At 64.9% G+C, this 15,836-nt stretch carries 14 protein-coding genes; 8 read left to right on the plus strand and 6 right to left on the minus strand.

Features of this window, described 5'->3' with window-relative positions:
- The first annotated feature begins 10 nt into the window (after positions 1–10).
- The 3 genes from JQ616_RS36380 to JQ616_RS36390 all read left to right on the plus strand — a co-directional run bounded on the left by JQ616_RS36380 (position 11) and on the right by JQ616_RS36390 (position 2,801).
- The gene (locus JQ616_RS36380) at positions 11–850 is read left to right on the plus strand and encodes an enoyl-CoA hydratase family protein (RefSeq protein WP_212022992.1); all 840 of its coding nucleotides are present in this window, start codon (positions 11–13) and stop codon (positions 848–850) included.
- 1 nt (position 851) lies between these two features.
- Entirely contained in the window at positions 852–1,247 is a 396-nt protein-coding gene (locus JQ616_RS36385; RefSeq protein WP_212022993.1) for a RidA family protein, read from the plus strand.
- 312 nt (positions 1,248–1,559) lie between these two features.
- Positions 1,560–2,801, plus strand: coding sequence for a flavin-dependent oxidoreductase (locus JQ616_RS36390; RefSeq protein ID WP_212022994.1), 1,242 nt, complete (start codon positions 1,560–1,562; stop codon positions 2,799–2,801).
- 167 nt (positions 2,802–2,968) lie between these two features.
- Here JQ616_RS36390 and JQ616_RS36395 read toward each other — a convergent pair whose 3' ends face one another.
- Entirely contained in the window at positions 2,969–3,421 is a 453-nt protein-coding gene (locus tag JQ616_RS36395; RefSeq protein ID WP_097670768.1) for a cupin domain-containing protein, read from the minus strand.
- 80 nt (positions 3,422–3,501) lie between these two features.
- Positions 3,502–4,668 (minus strand): ABC transporter substrate-binding protein, encoded by a 1,167-nt coding sequence (locus tag JQ616_RS36400; protein WP_212022995.1) that lies wholly within the window; start codon positions 4,666–4,668, stop codon positions 3,502–3,504.
- Positions 4,669–4,959: 291 nt separating this feature from the next.
- Here JQ616_RS36400 and JQ616_RS36405 point away from each other — a divergent pair, with 291 nt between their 5' ends.
- From JQ616_RS36405 to JQ616_RS36415, 3 genes are all read left to right on the plus strand, one after another.
- Positions 4,960–5,454, plus strand: coding sequence for a MarR family winged helix-turn-helix transcriptional regulator (locus JQ616_RS36405; protein ID WP_029080721.1), 495 nt, complete (start codon positions 4,960–4,962; stop codon positions 5,452–5,454).
- Positions 5,455–5,457: 3 nt separating this feature from the next.
- Positions 5,458–6,273, plus strand: a complete 816-nt coding sequence (locus JQ616_RS36410; RefSeq protein WP_212022996.1) for an alpha/beta hydrolase — start codon at positions 5,458–5,460, stop codon at positions 6,271–6,273.
- 168 nt (positions 6,274–6,441) lie between these two features.
- A complete protein-coding gene (locus JQ616_RS36415) occupies positions 6,442–8,085 on the plus strand; it encodes a benzoate-CoA ligase family protein (protein WP_212022997.1) in 1,644 nt (547 codons plus the stop codon).
- Between the two features lie 58 nt (positions 8,086–8,143).
- Here JQ616_RS36415 and JQ616_RS36420 read toward each other — a convergent pair whose 3' ends face one another.
- On the minus strand, positions 8,144–9,757 hold the full coding sequence (locus JQ616_RS36420) for an MDR family MFS transporter (RefSeq protein ID WP_212022998.1): 1,614 nt from the start codon (positions 9,755–9,757) through the stop codon (positions 8,144–8,146).
- 22 nt (positions 9,758–9,779) lie between these two features.
- The gene (locus JQ616_RS36425; RefSeq protein WP_212022999.1) at positions 9,780–10,967 is read right to left on the minus strand and encodes an HlyD family secretion protein; all 1,188 of its coding nucleotides are present in this window, start codon (positions 10,965–10,967) and stop codon (positions 9,780–9,782) included.
- A gap of 156 nt (positions 10,968–11,123) precedes the next feature.
- Between JQ616_RS36425 and JQ616_RS36430 the strand changes: the two genes are divergently transcribed.
- The gene (locus JQ616_RS36430; RefSeq protein ID WP_212023000.1) at positions 11,124–11,828 is read left to right on the plus strand and encodes a TetR/AcrR family transcriptional regulator; all 705 of its coding nucleotides are present in this window, start codon (positions 11,124–11,126) and stop codon (positions 11,826–11,828) included.
- Between the two features lie 39 nt (positions 11,829–11,867).
- On the opposite strand, the gene JQ616_RS36435 is transcribed toward JQ616_RS36430, so the two are convergent.
- The gene (locus JQ616_RS36435; protein ID WP_212023124.1) at positions 11,868–13,565 is read right to left on the minus strand and encodes an ATP-binding protein; all 1,698 of its coding nucleotides are present in this window, start codon (positions 13,563–13,565) and stop codon (positions 11,868–11,870) included.
- A 147-nt stretch (positions 13,566–13,712) separates the two neighbouring features.
- Positions 13,713–14,639, minus strand: a complete 927-nt coding sequence (locus JQ616_RS36440; protein ID WP_212023001.1) for a LysR family transcriptional regulator — start codon at positions 14,637–14,639, stop codon at positions 13,713–13,715.
- Between the two features lie 157 nt (positions 14,640–14,796).
- Here JQ616_RS36440 and JQ616_RS36445 point away from each other — a divergent pair, with 157 nt between their 5' ends.
- Positions 14,797–15,828, plus strand: a complete 1,032-nt coding sequence (locus JQ616_RS36445; protein WP_433996036.1) for a class 1 fructose-bisphosphatase — start codon at positions 14,797–14,799, stop codon at positions 15,826–15,828.
- Positions 15,829–15,836 lie beyond the last annotated feature (8 nt).

Raw genomic sequence — 15,836 nt, forward strand, 5'->3', positions numbered from 1 at the left:
GGAAAAAACCATGTCCGAGATGAAAGCAAAGCTCCGGCCGTTCAAGGATTATCCCGCAAAACACTTCCGCTGGCAGACCGACGCGAGCGGTCGTGTCGCGACCATCACGCTGAACCGGCCGGATAAGAAGAATCCACTGACCTTCGAGTCCTATGAGGAGCTGCGCGACCTCTTCACCAACCTCAAATCTGCCTCCGACGTCCGCGCGATCGTGCTGACCGGCGCCGACGGCAATTTCTGCTCCGGCGGCGACGTGTTCGAGATCATCGAACCGTTGACGCGGATGGCGATGCCGGACCTGCTCGCCTTCACCCGGATGACTGGTGAGGTGGTGCGGGCGATGCGCAAATGCCCGCAGATCATCGTTGCTGCGATCGACGGCATCTGCGCCGGGGCCGGCGCTATGCTGGCGCTGGCATCCGACCTGCGGCTGGCGACGCCGCAGGCCAAGACCGCGTTCCTGTTCACCCGCGTCGGCCTCGCCGGCGCCGACATGGGCGCCTGCGGATTGCTGCCGCGCGTGATCGGGCAGGGCCATGCCGCCGACCTGCTCTATACGGGCCGCGCGATGAGCGCCGACGAAGGCTTTGCGTGGGGCTTCCATAACCGCCTGGTGCCGCCGGCGGAGCTCGCCTCTGCCGCGCAAGACCTGGCGCGCTCGCTTGCGGACGGACCGTGGTTCGCGCATGGCGTGACGAAAACGATGTTCAACCAGGAATGGGCGATGGGCGTCGACGAGATGATCGAATCCGAAGCGCAGGCGCAGGCGATCTGCATGGTGACCGGTGATTTCCGCCGCGCCTTCGAGGCCTTCGCCGCCAAGCAGAAACCCGCCTTCGAGGGCAATTGAGATGATCGAGATCCTGCAACCCCAGGGGTGGGCGAAGCCGATCGGCTACGCCAACGGCATGGCCGCGCGCGGTAAACAGATATTCATCGCCGGCCAGATCGGCTGGAACGGGCAATGCGTGTTCGAGACCGACGATCTCGTGGCGCAGATCGGCCAGACCCTGCGCAACATCGTCGCGGTCGCCGCCGCCGGTGGCGCCGGGCCTGAGCACATCGTGTCGATGACCTGGTTCCTGCTCGACCGTAAGGAATATTCCGCGCGGCTGAAGGAGATCGGCGCTGTCTATCGCGACGTGATCGGCCGGCGCTTCCCGGCGATGACCGCGATCCAGGTTGCCGGCCTGATCGAGGACCGCGCCAAGGTGGAAATCCAGGCGTTCGCGGTGGTGCCGGATTAACTGTCCCGGCGGCCGATTGCCAAACCCGTCATCCCCGCGCAAAGGCTCCGCCTTTGTCGCTGGAGGAGCGCGTAGCGCGTCTCGAAGGATGCACGGTCCGGCTCGTGGCCGTCGACCCTTCGAGACGCCGCTTCGCGGCTCCTCAGGGTGACGGTGATAGAAGGGAATGTGCTGAGCGAATGTTAATCCTAAGGCGAACCAGCACGGCTCAGCCAAGGGGCAGCGCGACAAAGCCGCTTGCGGCCGGGCAATGGGCCATGCGACCCTAGGCCAAAGCGTATAAACGTCCTGTTGTGAGTGGAGTAAGGGACGATGAAGGCGATTATCGTCGGAGGCGGAATCGGAGGCCTCACCACCGCATTGATGCTGCGCTCGCGTGGCATTGCTTGCGAGCTGTACGAGCAGTCGGAGACGATCCGGGAGCTCGGTGTCGGCATCAACACGCTGCCGCATGCGATCCGCGAGCTGGCGGGGCTTGGCCTGCTCGACAAGCTCGACGAGGTCGCGATCCGCACCTCAGAGCTGTTCTACCTGACGCGGCATGGCCAGCAGGTCTGGCACGAGAAGCGCGGGCTTGATGCGGGCCACGACGTGCCGCAATTTTCGATCCATCGCGGCCGCCTGCAAGGCGTGATCCATCAGGCCGTGATCGACCGGCTCGGCGCGGATGCGATCCGCACCGGCTGCAGGCTCGGCTCCTTCACGCAGGATGAGGGCGGCGTGTCGGCCTATTTCTTCGACCGCAGTGGCGCCCATGTGCACACCGCGCGCGGCGATATTCTGATCGGCGCCGACGGCATCCACTCAAAAGTGCGGCAGACGCTGTTTCCGGATGAGGGCGGGCCGTGCTGGAACGGGCTGATGCTGTGGCGCGGCGCCACCGACTGGCCGGCGTTCCTGACCGGTCGCTCGATGATCATCGCCGGCGGGCTGAACGCCAAGGCTGTGATCTATCCCATCGCGCCGGGCTCGAGCCCGGCGAGCCGCCTCACCAACTGGGCGGTGTTGGTGCGGATCGGCGACGGCTCCTCGCCGCCGCCGCGTCGCGAGGGCTGGTCCAATCTCGGCCGCCGCGACGAGATGATGCCCTATGTCACTGGTTTCACGATCCCGCAGGTCGACTTCGCCGGCCTGATCAACGCGACGCCGGAGTTCTGGGAGTATCCGTGCTGCGACCGCGATCCGCTGCCCCACTGGTCGAGCGGCCGGGTCACGCTGCTCGGCGACGCCGCGCATCCGATGTATCCGGTCGGTTCGAATGGCGCCTCGCAGGCGATCCTCGATGCGCGCTGCCTCGCCGACATGCTGGCGCGATCGGAGCATCCGCGTCAGGCGCTGGCGGCCTATGAGCGGCAGCGGCTGCCGATGACCGCCGACATCGTCGCCTCCAACCGCCGTGGCGGGCCGGAGGGCGTGATCGACGCCGTCGAGCAGCTCGCGCCGCAGGGCTTCACTGACGTCGACACCATTCTCAACTACGAAGCGCGCGAGGCGATCGTGCGCGGCTATGCCGCCAAGGCCGGCTTTGCCGCGCGCGTGGTGGCGCGGCAGTAGGAGCAATGTCCGATCCGTCACCCCCGCGCAAAGGCTTCGCCTTTGTCGCTGGAGGAGGCCGCAACGCGGCCGTCTCGAAGGGGGCGACGGCCACCAGCGGGGCCGTGCATCCTTCGAGACGCCGCTTCGCAGCTCCTCAGGATGACGGGGAGAGAACTGCGGGCGTGCTACGCCGGAGGCGGCGGCAGGAAGTGGATGTTGTGCTCGGCGGCGAGCCGCACCACGTCGTCCGGGTTCTGCTCCTTCATGTTGTGGATCGCCCAGAACAGATCGTAGAGCCGGCGCGTCGGTGACACCCAGAACAGCGTCTTGGCGGGCTGCTGCGACTTGTTGAAGATGCCGTGCGGCTTGCCCGCCGGCAGGCGGACCAGATCGCCTGGCGTGGCTGATTCATCGGCGCCGTCGAGCATGAAGTCGAGCTTACCCTCGAGGATGTAGAGATACTCGTCCTGGTCGGGATGGATGTGCGGCGGCACGAAGGTGCCCGGCGGGAAGGTGGCGTGCCAGGAGAAGGAATGCTCGGTGCGGCTCTTCGGCACGTAGGTCTGCCCAAGGATGCTCCAGGAAATGCCCTGCATGCCTTCGTTGGCGCGCGTGATGCCGGCGATCTCGTCTTTCATCGTCATGTTTCCCTCTCTTTTGTTCGAGGCGTTTTCTTCACGCGAACCGGTGCCCACTTCGCTTGAAAACGCTTTGCGAGTTATTTGGCGGCGCAGTCCTTGGCGTAGCGGTCGCCATAATTCGAGAACACCTTTTCGACGATCTCGGTCTGGAATTTGCCGTCCGGCCGCTTCGCGACCTTGGTGAGGTAGAAATCCTGGATCGGATAGCCGTTGTTGTTGAACTTGAAGTTACCGCGCAGCGAGGTGAAGTCGGCCTTCTTCAGCGCCGCCGCGACCGCGTCCTTGTTGGAGAGGTCGCCTTTCACGGCTTTCACCGCGCTGTCGATCAGCATCGCCGCGTCATAGGCCTGCATGGCATAGGTGCCGGGCACGCCGTTGTAGGCTGCCTCATAGGCCGCGACGAACTTCTTGCTTTGGGGATTGTCGAGGTTCGGGGCCCAGTTGGCGCCGCCGAACATGCCGACCGCTGCGTCCTGCTGTGCCGGCAGGGTAGACTCGTCGACGGTGAAGGCCGAGAGAACCGGCACGGTGGCGCCGGCCTGTTTGTATTGCTTGACGAGGTTCACGCCCATGCCGCCGGGCATGAAGGTGAACAGCGCGTCCGGCTTCTGCGCCGCGATCTTGGAGAGCTCGGGCTGGAAATCCAGCGTGTTCAGTGGTGTGTAGGATTCTTCAGTTATCTCGCCCTTGTAGTCGAGCTTGAAGCCGGCGACGGAATCGCGGCCGGCCTGATAGTTCGGCACCAGCAGGTAGACGCGCTTGTAGCCGCGGTCCTGTGCCACCTTGCCGAGGATCTCGTGCACCTGGTCGTTCTGATACGACGTCACATAGAAGAACGGATTGCAGTCCTTGCCGGCGTAGCTGGAGGGACCGGCATTCGGGCTGATCAGGAAGGTCTTGCTGTCCGTGACCGGCCGGTGGATCGCCAGCAGGATGTTGGAAAAGATCGGGCCGACCACGAAGTCGACCTTGTCGCGCTCGAGCAGGCCGCGGACCTTGACCACGGCGGCGTCGGGCTTGAGCTCGTCATCGGCATTGATGATCTCGACATCGCGGCCGGCCATCTTGCCGCCGAGGTCCTTGATCGCGAGCGCAAAGCCGTCGCGGACCTGCTGGCCGAGTGCCGCGGCCGGGCCCGACGTCGTCACCAGCACGCCGATCTTGATCTTCTCCTGGGCCGTCGCCGGGGCGATCGCGATCCCCAGCAGCGCCGCCAGTCCCACGAGCTTCGTCAATTGTTTCATGTCTCTCCCCCAACCAATGGCCTGATGCCTCGGCCTCTTTATTTGGCCTCAGCTTAGTCTGACGCGTGCAACCGCTGCAAGCGATGTGGCATTGCGTCAGGGCGATCGTCGCACTCCATGCAGGCGCTGCCCATGCAAGCGCCGCGCCAATTGCTTGAAGTTTAAAGAAATTGCAGGATCGAGCGGGCGCATCGGCCAGGATTCGCAATTGTCCTTGCGGCGCGCCGCGAATTGCTTGAAGCTCAAAACAACCGGTCCGGCCGGAACCCGCCGCGGAGGCACGATCGCCGCATGATCCTTGATTCCGAAACCAAAGCCGTCGAACTGCCCGACGATCACGGCACCGAGCTCAGGCTATGGCTGCGGCTCTTGACCTGCACCACGCTGATCGAGGGTGAGGTGCGCAGCCAGTTGCGCGAGAAGTTCGACGTCACGCTGCCGCGCTTCGACCTGATGGCCCAGCTCGACAAGGTGTCCGACGGCATGACGCTGTCGGACCTGTCAAAGCGGATGATGGTCTCCAACGGCAACGTCACCGGGCTGGTCGAGCGGCTGGTTGAGTCAGGCCATCTCGACCGCCGCACCTCGGAGACCGATCGCCGCGTGCAGTTCATCCGGCTGACCAAGCTCGGCCGGGCCGAATTCCGCAAGATGGCGGCCGAGCACGAGAAGTGGATCGCCGATATTTTCGGCGACCTGTCGCCGAAGGATATCCGCGAACTGATGCGGCTGCTCGCCAAGGCCAAGGGCTCGGCGCAGCGCTCCGCCAAGGCGAGGACTGCTTGAGCCGTGAGCGCGATCGATTACGAGGTCGAATACAACAACCGGGCACGGGTGCCGGAAAACTCGGCGCTGATGGCCGGCTGGGCGAGGGACTCCGCGGCCTATCGCGAGCAGCATCCGCCGCGGCGGCTGAGCTATGGTCCGGGCGAGCGCAACGTCATAGACCTGTTCGAGGGTAACAGCGACGGGCCTCTCGTGGTGTTCATCCATGGCGGCTATTGGCAGGCGCTGGACGGCTCGTCGTCCAGCCACTGCGCGCGGGGCCTCAATGGTCACGGCATCAGCGTCGCGGTGCCGAGCTACGATCTCTGCCCCAACGTCTCGGTCGCTGACATCGTCGGCGAGATGCGGGCGGCGTGCCGTGGACTTGCAAAACTCGGCCGGCCGCTGGTCGTGTCGGGGCACTCCGCCGGCGGGCATCTTGCCGCATGCATGCTGGCGACCGATTGGTCCGCCTACGATGCGGCGCTGCCGAACAATCTGGTCAGGGCTGCTTACGCGATCTCCGGCCTGTTCGAACTCGAGCCACTGGTCGGCACCTCCATCAACAAGGCGCTCGGTCTCGACCGCGACGCAGCACGGGCGGTGAGCCCGCTGCTCTGGAAGGCTCCCGCCGGCGCGAAGCTGGACGCGGTGGTCGGCGGCGCCGAGAGCGCCGAATATCACCGCCAGAGCCGGACTATCGTCGATGTCTGGGGCCAGGCAGGCGTGGCGACGCGGTTCGGTATTGTGCCCGATGCCAATCATTTCACCGCCATCGCGCCGCTCGCCGATCCGGCATCGGACATGGTCGCGCGGTTGAAGCAGCTCACGCAGCTCTGAGGTTCTAGGCGATCGTCCGCGATAACCGTGCGATTTCCACCCTTGCGCCAAATTATTTTAAGTATAAAATGATTGGCGATCGGAACGCTGCCGGGCGTCCTCGATACGATGTTGGTCTTCTCGATGTTTGGTCTTGGCCTTTCTGGATAGAAAGCGAGGGGCAATCGAATGTCAGGTGAATTTCCCGGGCTCGGCCCATCCGGGCATGTCGACGATTTCGCGCGACGCAATTTGCCGCCATCAGAGCAATGGCCGCAGCTAGTGCTCGATCGGCCGGAGTTCAGATATCCCGACTATCTCAACGCTGCGGTCGAACTCACCGACCGCATCGTCGAGCAGGGGATGGGCGACCGCATCGCGCTGATCGGCAATGGCCGTCAGCGCACCTACAAGGAATTGACGGACTGGTCGAACCGCCTGGCGCACGCGCTGGTGGAGAATTACGGCGTCAAGCCCGGCAATCGCGTCCTGATCCGCTCTGGCAACAACCCGGCGCTGGTCGCGGCCTGGCTCGCGGCGACCAAGGCGGGCGCCGTGGTCGTCAACACCATGCCGATGCTGCGTGCTGGCGAACTGGCCAAGATCGTCGACAAGGCCGAAATTGCACTGGCGCTGACCGACAGCCGGATCGCAGACGAGCTGGTGGCCTGCGCCAAGACCAGCAAATTCCTCAAGCAGGTCGTCAATTTCGACGGCACGCAGAACCACGATGCCGAGCTCGACCGGATCGCGCTGAACAAGCCGGTCAAATTCGATGCGGTGAAGACCGGCCGCGACGACGTTGCATTGCTCGGCTTCACGTCGGGCACCACGGGCGAACCCAAGGCGACGATGCATTTCCATCGCGATCTCCTGATCGTCGCGGACGGCTATGCGCGGGAAGTGCTGAAGGTGACGCCGGACGATGTCTTCGTCGGCTCGCCGCCGCTTGCCTTCACGTTCGGCCTCGGCGGGCTCGCGATCTTCCCGCTGCGCTTCGGCGCCACCGCGACGTTGCTGGAGAATGCGGCGCCAAGCGAGATGATCCGGATCATCGAAACCTACAAGGCGACGATCTGCTTCACCGCGCCGACCGCCTATCGGGCGATGATGGCCGCGATGGACAAGGGCGCCGATCTGTCGTCGCTGCGGCTCGCGGTCTCGGCCGGCGAGACGCTGCCGGCCCCGGTATTCGAGAACTGGACCAAGAAGACCGGCAAGCCGATCCTCGATGGGATCGGGAGCACCGAGCTGCTGCACATCTTCATCACCAATCGCGCGGGCAGCGCCGTCGCGGGCACCACGGGCACGCCCGTCTCCGGCTACCAGGCCCGGGTCGTCGACGAAGACATGAATGAGCTGCCACCGGGGCAGGTCGGCAAGCTGGCGGTGCGCGGCCCGACCGGTTGCCGCTATCTCGCCGACTCCAGGCAGACCAAATATGTCCGCGATGGCTGGAATATTACCGGCGATGCCTTCGTCAGCGACGAGAACGGCCGGCTGTCCTTCGTGGCGCGGGCCGACGACATGATCATCTCGGCCGGCTACAACATCGCAGGTCCCGAGGTCGAGGCGGCGCTGCTTGGACATCCTGATGTCGCGGAATGCGCGGTGATCGGCGCACCCGACGAGGAGCGCGGACAGATCGTCTCGGCTTTCATCGTGCTGAAGCAGGGCGCGCGCAGCGACGATGCCGAGGTCAAGCTGTTGCAGGATCACGTCAAGGCGACGATTGCGCCGTACAAATACCCCCGCGCGATCGCTTTCGTCGAAGCGCTGCCGAAGACCCAGACCGGGAAGATCCAGCGCTTCAAGCTGCGCGAGGCAAGCTAGAAATCGGGCGGCGGCTTTTGGCCGCCGCCCAAGAAATCAACAAGCGATCAATAAGGGCTCAATGCGCCGCGCCGCCGCCGGCCGTATTCTTCGGCTTGCCGGTCAACAGGATCGCGATCGCGGCGAACACCAGCACGATGCCGATCACGGCAAAGGTGTCGCTGAAGCCCAGCACCAGCGCCTGCCGCTTGACGATGTTGCCGAGCGCCACGATCGCCTGGTTGTGCGCGGTCGCTGGATCCGAGATGCCGTGGCTCAGGAAGTAGTTGGTGACCTCGGCGATCCGGGTGCGGACTTCCTCGCGGCCGAGGTCGACCGACTGGCCGATGATATTGGAGTGGAACTGCTCGCGCTTGGTGACGATGGTGGCGAGCAGGGCGGTGCCGATCGCCCCGCCGAGGTTGCGCATCATGTTGGAGATGCCGGAGGCGGCCGGCGCATCCTGCGGTGCGACGCTGCCGAGGCTGACGGCCGACAGCGGCGCCAGCATGATGGCCTGGCCGATCGCGCGGACGATGTTCGGCACGAAGAACTGGTCGCCGGAGTAATCGAGCGACATCTGGATGTTCATGAAGGACGAGATCGCAAACAGGATCATGCCGGTGAAGGCGATGTAGCGGGCATCGAAGCGCTGCATCAGCTTCGGTACCAGCGGGATCAGGATCAGTTGCGGCAGGCCGGTCCAGGCCAGCACCTGGCCGATCTGCTCGGCATTGTAGCGCTGTACCTGGCCGAGATAGGCCGGCAGCAGATAGACCGAGCCGAACAGCGCGAAACCGACGAACACCGCCGAGATGGTGCCGAAGCCAAAACTCCGCTGCGTCAGCAGGCGCAACCGGATCAGCGGCTTCTCGACCACGAGCTCGATCCAGACGAACAAAGTGAGGCTGACGGCTGCGATCACCGCGAGCCTGACGATGAAGGGCGAGCCGAACCAGTCGTCCTTGTTGCCTTCCTCGAGCACGGCCTGCAGCGACGAGAGACCGATCGCCATGGTGATAATGCCGAGCCAGTCGCCCTCGCGCAGCAGATGTAGCTGCATCGGCTGCCGTTCCAGCGTGAAATAGAGGGTGATGACCATGACCGCGGTCGGGACCACGTTGACGAAGAAGATGGTCTGCCAGCCGTAATTTTCGGTGAGAAAGCCGCCGATGGTCGGGCCGATCGCCGGCGCAAAGGTCACGGCAAGCGCGAACATCGCAAGGCCGACCGGCTGCTGGGTCTTCGGCAGCTTGGTGAAAACCAGCGTGAAGGCCATCGGGATCAGCACGCCGCCGAAGAAGCCCTGCAGGCCGCGCATCGCGATCATCGACGGCAGGTCATGGGTGAAGGCACAGGCGACCGAGAAAATCGCGAACAGGGTGGCGAAGCTGATGATGATCTTGCGGAACGAGAACACCCGGCTGAGATAGTCGGTCAGCGGGATCACCACGATCTCGCCGATCAGATAGGACGTCGAGATCCAGGAGCCGTTGTCGACTCCGGTTCCGATGCCGCCCTCGATGTTGAGCAGCGAGGCGTTGGTGATCTGGATATTGAGGATCGCCATGAAGGCGCCGATCATCGCGGCGACGATGGAGATCCAGACGGCGAGGCTGGCCCGGTTGGGGTCGGTTGCTACGGCCGCTGCGCGCGGCGCAGAGGCCGGGGAGGAGAGCGCGAGGTCGGACATGACATCACCTGTTTGACATCGATTACTTGAACGAGGCGACAGCGAGCTTAGGCGAGGCGCTGGAGTGCGGCGCCTCGGCGGTCGGTTGCGACAGCGTCGCGATCGTTGGGATCACCGACATGCCGGGCCGCAGTTCGACCGGCGTCGCGTCGAGCGCGATCTTCACCGGGATGCGCTGCACCACCTTGGTGAAGTTGCCGGTGGCGTTGTCGGGCGGCAGCAGCGCGAATTCCTGGCCGCTGGCGGGCGCCAGGCTGTCGACATGGCCGCGCACGACCTGTCCCGGGAACATGTCGACCGCGATTTCGACCGGCTGGCCCTTGCGGACATTGGTGAGCTGCGTCTCCTTGTAGTTCGCGATCACATAGGCGCCGGTGGCCGGCACCAGCGACATCAGCTGCGTGCCGGCCTGCACGAACTGGCCGGTGCGCAAGGTGCGGTTGCCGACCACGCCGTCGATCGGGGCAATGACGGTGGTATAGCCGAGGTTCAGTTCGGCCTGATGCTGGAGCGCGGTGGCGCGCGCCTGCGCCGCGATCGCCTGGGCAATGTCGGCCTTGAGCAGCTCGACCTGACGCAGCGCGGAGGCGAGGTTTGCGGTATCGCGGGCGACCGCGGCCTGCGCGCTGGCGTAGCGCGACTGTGCCTGCTGCGCGTTCTGCACGCTGCCGAAGCCAGTGCCGGCGAGGTCGGTGTAGCGCTTGTTCTCCTGCTCTGCGAAAGTCTGGTTCGCGGTGTCGACCGCGAGCGTCGCGCGGGCCGCTTCGATCACGGATTGCTGCACGTCGAGCTGCGCGCGCTTGCTGGTGATTGCGGCTTCGGCGGCGGCGACGTCGGCCTTGGCCTGATCAAGCGCGACCTTGAAATCGCGTTCGTCGATCCGCGCCAGGATCTGGCCGGCGCGCACATGCTCATTGTCACCCACCAGCACCGCGCTGAGATAGCCGGAGACCTTTGGCGCGATCGTGGTGTTGTCCGCCTTCACATAGGCGTCGTCGGTCGAGATCTGAAAGCGGCCGACCGTCCAGTAATCCCAGCCGTACCAGGCCCCACCCGCCAGGACGGCGAGGGCTGCGCCGGCCAGCAGCAGGCGGCGAAGCTTGCCCTTGGCGGCGGCAGGCTTGGCGGCGTCCGGGGTAGCGATCAGCTGCTTGGCGGTCTCGGCCGGAACCTGGCTCTCGGCCTTGAATGATGTCTCATGCTGGCTCATGGCGGCGCTCCTGATCCGTTCTATCCCGTTGAAAAGCCTTGCCAATGTCGGCGTGCGGTCACGGGATTAATTAGGAAACTTGATGTTTTCCAAAATAGAGCCCATATTGGGACTGTCAATAGAATGACAGTCATCATCTAAAAGCATGGCTCGCGGATGAACCGGAATGACAAAGACCAGACGGAGCAGGCCGCGCCGGAGCGGCGCGGCCGCGGGCGGCCGCAGCTTCGCTCCGACGACGAGACGCGCACGCTGATCTATGAGGCTGCGCGGCGTGAATTTTCAGAGCGCGGCTTCGCTGCGGCCAATATCGCCGACGTGGCCTGCCGCGCAGGTGTCTCCACCAAGACGCTCTATCGTTTGATCCCAACCAAGCTGGCGCTGTTCGAAGGCATGGTGACGGACCGGGTGGACCGGTTCGTGTCGATCGTGAATCTCGGCGCCTGCGATGGCCGCACTATTGCGGCGGCGCTGGAGACTGCGCTGCTGACTTGCGCCGAGCTCATTCTCGATGGCGAGGTCATTGCGCTGCAACGGATCATCCTGGCCGAGAGCGACAAATTCCCCGACATAGCCGAGACGTTCTACGAGAAGGCCATGCAGCGGACCATCGCTGCGCTGGCGGGCTGGCTCGGCGTGCAGCAGCGGCGAGGGCGGATCGTGCTCGACGATACCGAGGCGGCCGCCGGCATGCTGCTCGGCATGCTCGTGTTCAAGCCGCAGCGCGACGTGATGTTCGGGCACAAGCCGGTGCTGACGCGCAGCGAGATCGAGGCACGCGTGAAGGCTTGTGCGGCACTGTTCCTGTCGGGATGCGCCGTGCCGGCCGACCAGACCAGGAAGCAGAGCGGGGACGCGTGATGCCGGAGCCGGCCGCGTTCTAGTCCTGAGCGGCTCGCGTTACTTGGCGGCAACCGACGATGCGGGAGACTGCGTCAGCACCTGCCGGATCATCCGCGCCAGATCGGCCTTGCGATAAGGCTTCGGCAGCAGCGTCACGTCGGGGTCGAGACGGCCGTGATGGATGATCGCATCCTCGGTATAGCCCGAGGTGAAGAGCACGCGCACCGAGGGCAGCCTGGCGATCACGGCATCGGCGACCTGCCGGCCATTCATGCCGCCGGACATGATGACGTCGGTGAACAGCACGTCGCAGACGAAGCCATTGTCGACCGCGGCCAATGCTTCCGGCCCGTTGGCGGTGACCATGGTGCGGTAGCCGAGCTGCTCGAGCTGTGCACTGACATAGTTGCGGACCAGCGGATCGTCCTCGACGACCAGAATGGATTCATGGCCGCCGCGGGTGTCGACCGGAGGCGGCGGCTCGACGTCGACCATGTCGCCCACGCTGCGCGGCAGATAGAGCTTGATCGACGTGCCGTGGCCCTCTTCGGAATAGATCTTGAGATGGCCGTCGGACTGCTTGATGAAGCCATAGACCATGCTGAGCCCGAGGCCGGTGCCCTTGCCGGTGTCTTTGGTGGTGAAGAACGGTTCGAACACCTTGTCGCGGATCGCCGCCGGGATTCCGCCGCCGGTGTCGCTGACCGCGACCATCACATACTCGCCCGCGCGCACGTCGGGATTCGCGGCGGCATAGACCTCGTCGAGGATGACGTTGCTGGTCTCCAGCATCAGCTTGCCGCCGTCGGGCATCGCATCGCGGGCATTGACGGCGAGATTGAGCAGCGCGGTCGCCATGTGGTTGGGGTCGATGAAGGCCGGCCAGGCATCGGACTCGAGCGCGGTGTCGATCTCGATCTGCTCGCCGAGCGACGGGCGCAGCAACCGCGCAGTGTCCTGCACCAGCGTGTTGAGATCGGCTTCGCGCGGTTGCAGCGGCTGCTGCCGCGAGAACGCCAGCAGATGCTTGGTCACTTCGGCGCCGCGAAAGGCGGCGTCGCTGATCATCTTTGTCACTGACGACAGCGCGGCGTCGTGCTCGACCGCCTCGGCGAGGATGTCGATCAGGCCGGTAATGACGGTCAGGATGTTGTTGAAGTCGTGCGCGATGCCGCCGGTGAGGTGCCCGACGGCTTCCATCTTCTGCACCTGGCGCAGCTTCTGCTCGGCTTCGAGCTGCTCGCGCGCAGCCTCCACTTCGCGGGCGCGCATGAAGATCTCGGCTTCCATCCGCTCGGTGCGCTCGCGCAGCCGGTCGGTCAGCTCGGCCTGCTCGGCGCCGCGCTGCTTCAGCTGGATGAAGCTGGTGACGTCTTCCACCCGATGGATGATGTAGATGAACTGTCCGGTCGGCCCGAACACCGGCGTATTGCGCGGGCTCCAGAACTTTTCCTCGAATCCGCCGCCCTCCGACTCGGGCTTACGGATGTCGTATTTCTGCACCGTCATGGTGTCGGGGCGGCGGAACTGGACCACGCGCTCGAGCGAGGCGCGCAGGTTCCGCACCCCGTCTGCCGCCGGATCGTCCGGATTGTCGGGAAAGATTTCGAACAGGTGGCGCCCGAGGACCGCCGCGCGCTCGGTCTTGGTGGCGCGCAGATAGGCGTCGCTTGCGGCTACGATACGGAAGTCGGGCTGGGTCAGCACCAGATAAAGGCCGGGCGCCGCCTCGAATAACGCCTTGAAGTCAGGCATCGGCGGGGACTGGTTTTGCAGTTCATCCTCCCTCGCAGGGATACGGTCCGCCACTGACCGCACTCAAGATGTGGCATGCGCTTGTCGGAACTGCAATGCTTAACATACGGTACCAGCTCCATTTTTCGCGTCGTGGCGATTCTTCCGCTAGTGCGAATTCGGCAGATAACGCCAGCCCTCCTTGCCGAGAAAGTCCAACATGGCCTGCGCCGGCGGCAGCAGGATCTTGTCGATCCGCCTGATCGCATGCCACTGCCGGACGATCGGCAGGCCCTTCACCTTGAGCACCACCAGCCGGCCATCCTCCAGCTCATGGAACACCGTATGCTGGGAGATGAAGGCGATGCCGAGCCCGGCCATGACCGCCTGCTTGATGGTCTCGTTGCTGTCCATCGCCATGCCGAGCTTCGGCTCCAGTCCGACCCGCTCGAAATATTGCTGCATCAGCATCCGCGTGCCTGACCCTTGCTCGCGGGTGATGAAGGTTTCATTGGCGAGCTCCGACGGGGCGACGTGCCGCCGCCGCGCCAGCCGATGGTCGGGTGCTGCGATGATGAAGTGCGGATGCCGGCCGAGCGGCTTCATCTCGACCTCGACATCGGCCGGCGGCCTGCCCATGACCGCGATATCGAGGTCGTAGCCGCGCAGCGCGTCGCGGATCTCCTCGCGGTTGCCGATCCGCAGCGTGACCTCGATCTTGGGAAAGCGGCGCGAGAACGCCGCGATCGCGAACGGCACGAAGTATTTCGCGGTCGAGACAGCGCCCATCGCGACGCGGCCGCCGCTGCGGCCGGCGATCATGTCGAGCGATTGCTCGCAATCCTTCAGCGCCGCCTCGATCCGTTCCACCAGCGCCAGCACATGCGCGCCGGCATCGGTCAGCGCCATGCCGTCGCCGGTGCGCTGGATCAGCGGCAATCCCGCCAGCGCCTGCAAATTGCGGAGCTGCAGCGTTACCGCGGGTTGCGTCAGGTTCAAGCGGTTGGCCGCCGAGGTGATCGAGCCGGCCTCGTGCAGGGTCGACAATGCGCGCAACTGGCGGATGGTGAGGTCCCGCGTGAAGTTGCCAGCCATATGACAAGCTCCATAAGAAAAACTTTGCCCAGACCCAAGATAATGAAATTTCCCTAATTGGGCAATTCGCGCGTTGATAGTGCCAGGGCGACTCCCCTGAGGTCGCCTCTCGAAGCCTCGGGACAGAGGGCGCGATCATAGGGAGAGGCCGGTGGAGATTCGTCCTGCATTGCATGCCCATCTGGAGTGGCCGACGCGGCATAACCCGCTGCGCGCCGCGACCGTTGCGGTGATCGAAGCGCTTGCTGCGGCCGCGATCGAGCTGTCGCGCACCATTGCCGCCGGACCGCTCGCCGGCATCGTCGGCGAGAGCGGCGGCGTCAATCCCGACGGCGATCGCCAGAAGACCATCGACATCGTCGCCGACGGCCTGATGCGCGACGCGTTGCGTACCGCGCCGGTCGCCGCGCTGCTGTCGGAAGAGGCCGAGCTGCCGGAGACGCTCGATCCCGATGCGCCGCTCTGCGTCGCGATCGATCCGCTCGATGGATCGGCCAATCTCGAAAACAATATCTCGATCGGCACCATCTTCTCGATCCGGCCGAAGGGCAACGACATCCTCTCGACCTTCTTCGAGCCTGGCACCGCGCAGTGCGCCGCCGGCTGCTTCATCTACGGTCCGCAGACCGTGCTGGTGCTGGCGCTCGACCAGTGCGTCGACTGCTTCACGCTGGATCCGCGCAGCGGCGAGTTCGTCCTGACTGGGCGCGACCTGCGGGTGCCGCAGGACGCCTCGGAGTTCGCCATCAATGCTTCGAACCGGCGGCACTGGAGCGGCCCGGTGCGCAATTATATCGACGACTGCCTCGCCGGGGTGAATGGCGAGCTCGGCCAGGATTTCAACATGCGCTGGATCGGCTCGCTGGTGGCGGAAGCCTACCGCATCCTGATGCGCGGCGGCGTGTTCCTGTATCCGGCGGATGCGCGCCAGGGTTATCGCGAAGGCCGCTTGCGCCTACTGTACGAGGCGCACCCGATCGCGTTGATCATGGAATGGGCCGGCGGCGCCGCGTCGAATGGCCGCTCGCGCATCCTCGAATTGTCGGCACGCACGCCGCATCAGCGCGTGCCGCTGATCATGGGATCGACGCGCGCCGTGCGCGACGTCGATGCGATCCACCTGACCGTCGAGCCGTTGTTCGAGAGCAGCGATGCCCCGCTGTTCGCGCGGCGCGGCCTGTTCCGCTGAAGGGGGAA

The organism is Bradyrhizobium tropiciagri, assembly GCF_018130545.1.
Taxonomy (GTDB): Bacteria; Pseudomonadota; Alphaproteobacteria; order Rhizobiales; family Xanthobacteraceae; genus Bradyrhizobium; species Bradyrhizobium tropiciagri_A.

Excerpts from the sequence above, each read along its gene's own strand:
- JQ616_RS36380 (WP_212022992.1), top strand. The coding sequence starts at position 11 with ATGTCCGAGATGAAAGCAAAGCTCCGGCCGTTCAAGGATTATCCCGCA.
- JQ616_RS36385 (WP_212022993.1), top strand. The coding sequence starts at position 852 with ATGATCGAGATCCTGCAACCCCAGGGGTGGGCGAAGCCGATCGGCTAC.
- JQ616_RS36390 (WP_212022994.1), top strand. The coding sequence starts at position 1,560 with ATGAAGGCGATTATCGTCGGAGGCGGAATCGGAGGCCTCACCACCGCA.
- JQ616_RS36395 (WP_097670768.1), bottom strand. The coding sequence starts at position 3,421 with ATGAAAGACGAGATCGCCGGCATCACGCGCGCCAACGAAGGCATGCAG.
- JQ616_RS36400 (WP_212022995.1), bottom strand. The coding sequence starts at position 4,668 with ATGAAACAATTGACGAAGCTCGTGGGACTGGCGGCGCTGCTGGGGATC.
- JQ616_RS36405 (WP_029080721.1), top strand. The coding sequence starts at position 4,960 with ATGATCCTTGATTCCGAAACCAAAGCCGTCGAACTGCCCGACGATCAC.
- JQ616_RS36415 (WP_212022997.1), top strand. The coding sequence starts at position 6,442 with ATGTCAGGTGAATTTCCCGGGCTCGGCCCATCCGGGCATGTCGACGAT.
- JQ616_RS36420 (WP_212022998.1), bottom strand. The coding sequence starts at position 9,757 with ATGTCCGACCTCGCGCTCTCCTCCCCGGCCTCTGCGCCGCGCGCAGCG.
- JQ616_RS36425 (WP_212022999.1), bottom strand. The coding sequence starts at position 10,967 with ATGAGCCAGCATGAGACATCATTCAAGGCCGAGAGCCAGGTTCCGGCC.
- JQ616_RS36430 (WP_212023000.1), top strand. The coding sequence starts at position 11,124 with ATGAACCGGAATGACAAAGACCAGACGGAGCAGGCCGCGCCGGAGCGG.
- JQ616_RS36435 (WP_212023124.1), bottom strand. The coding sequence starts at position 13,565 with ATGCCTGACTTCAAGGCGTTATTCGAGGCGGCGCCCGGCCTTTATCTG.
- JQ616_RS36440 (WP_212023001.1), bottom strand. The coding sequence starts at position 14,639 with ATGGCTGGCAACTTCACGCGGGACCTCACCATCCGCCAGTTGCGCGCA.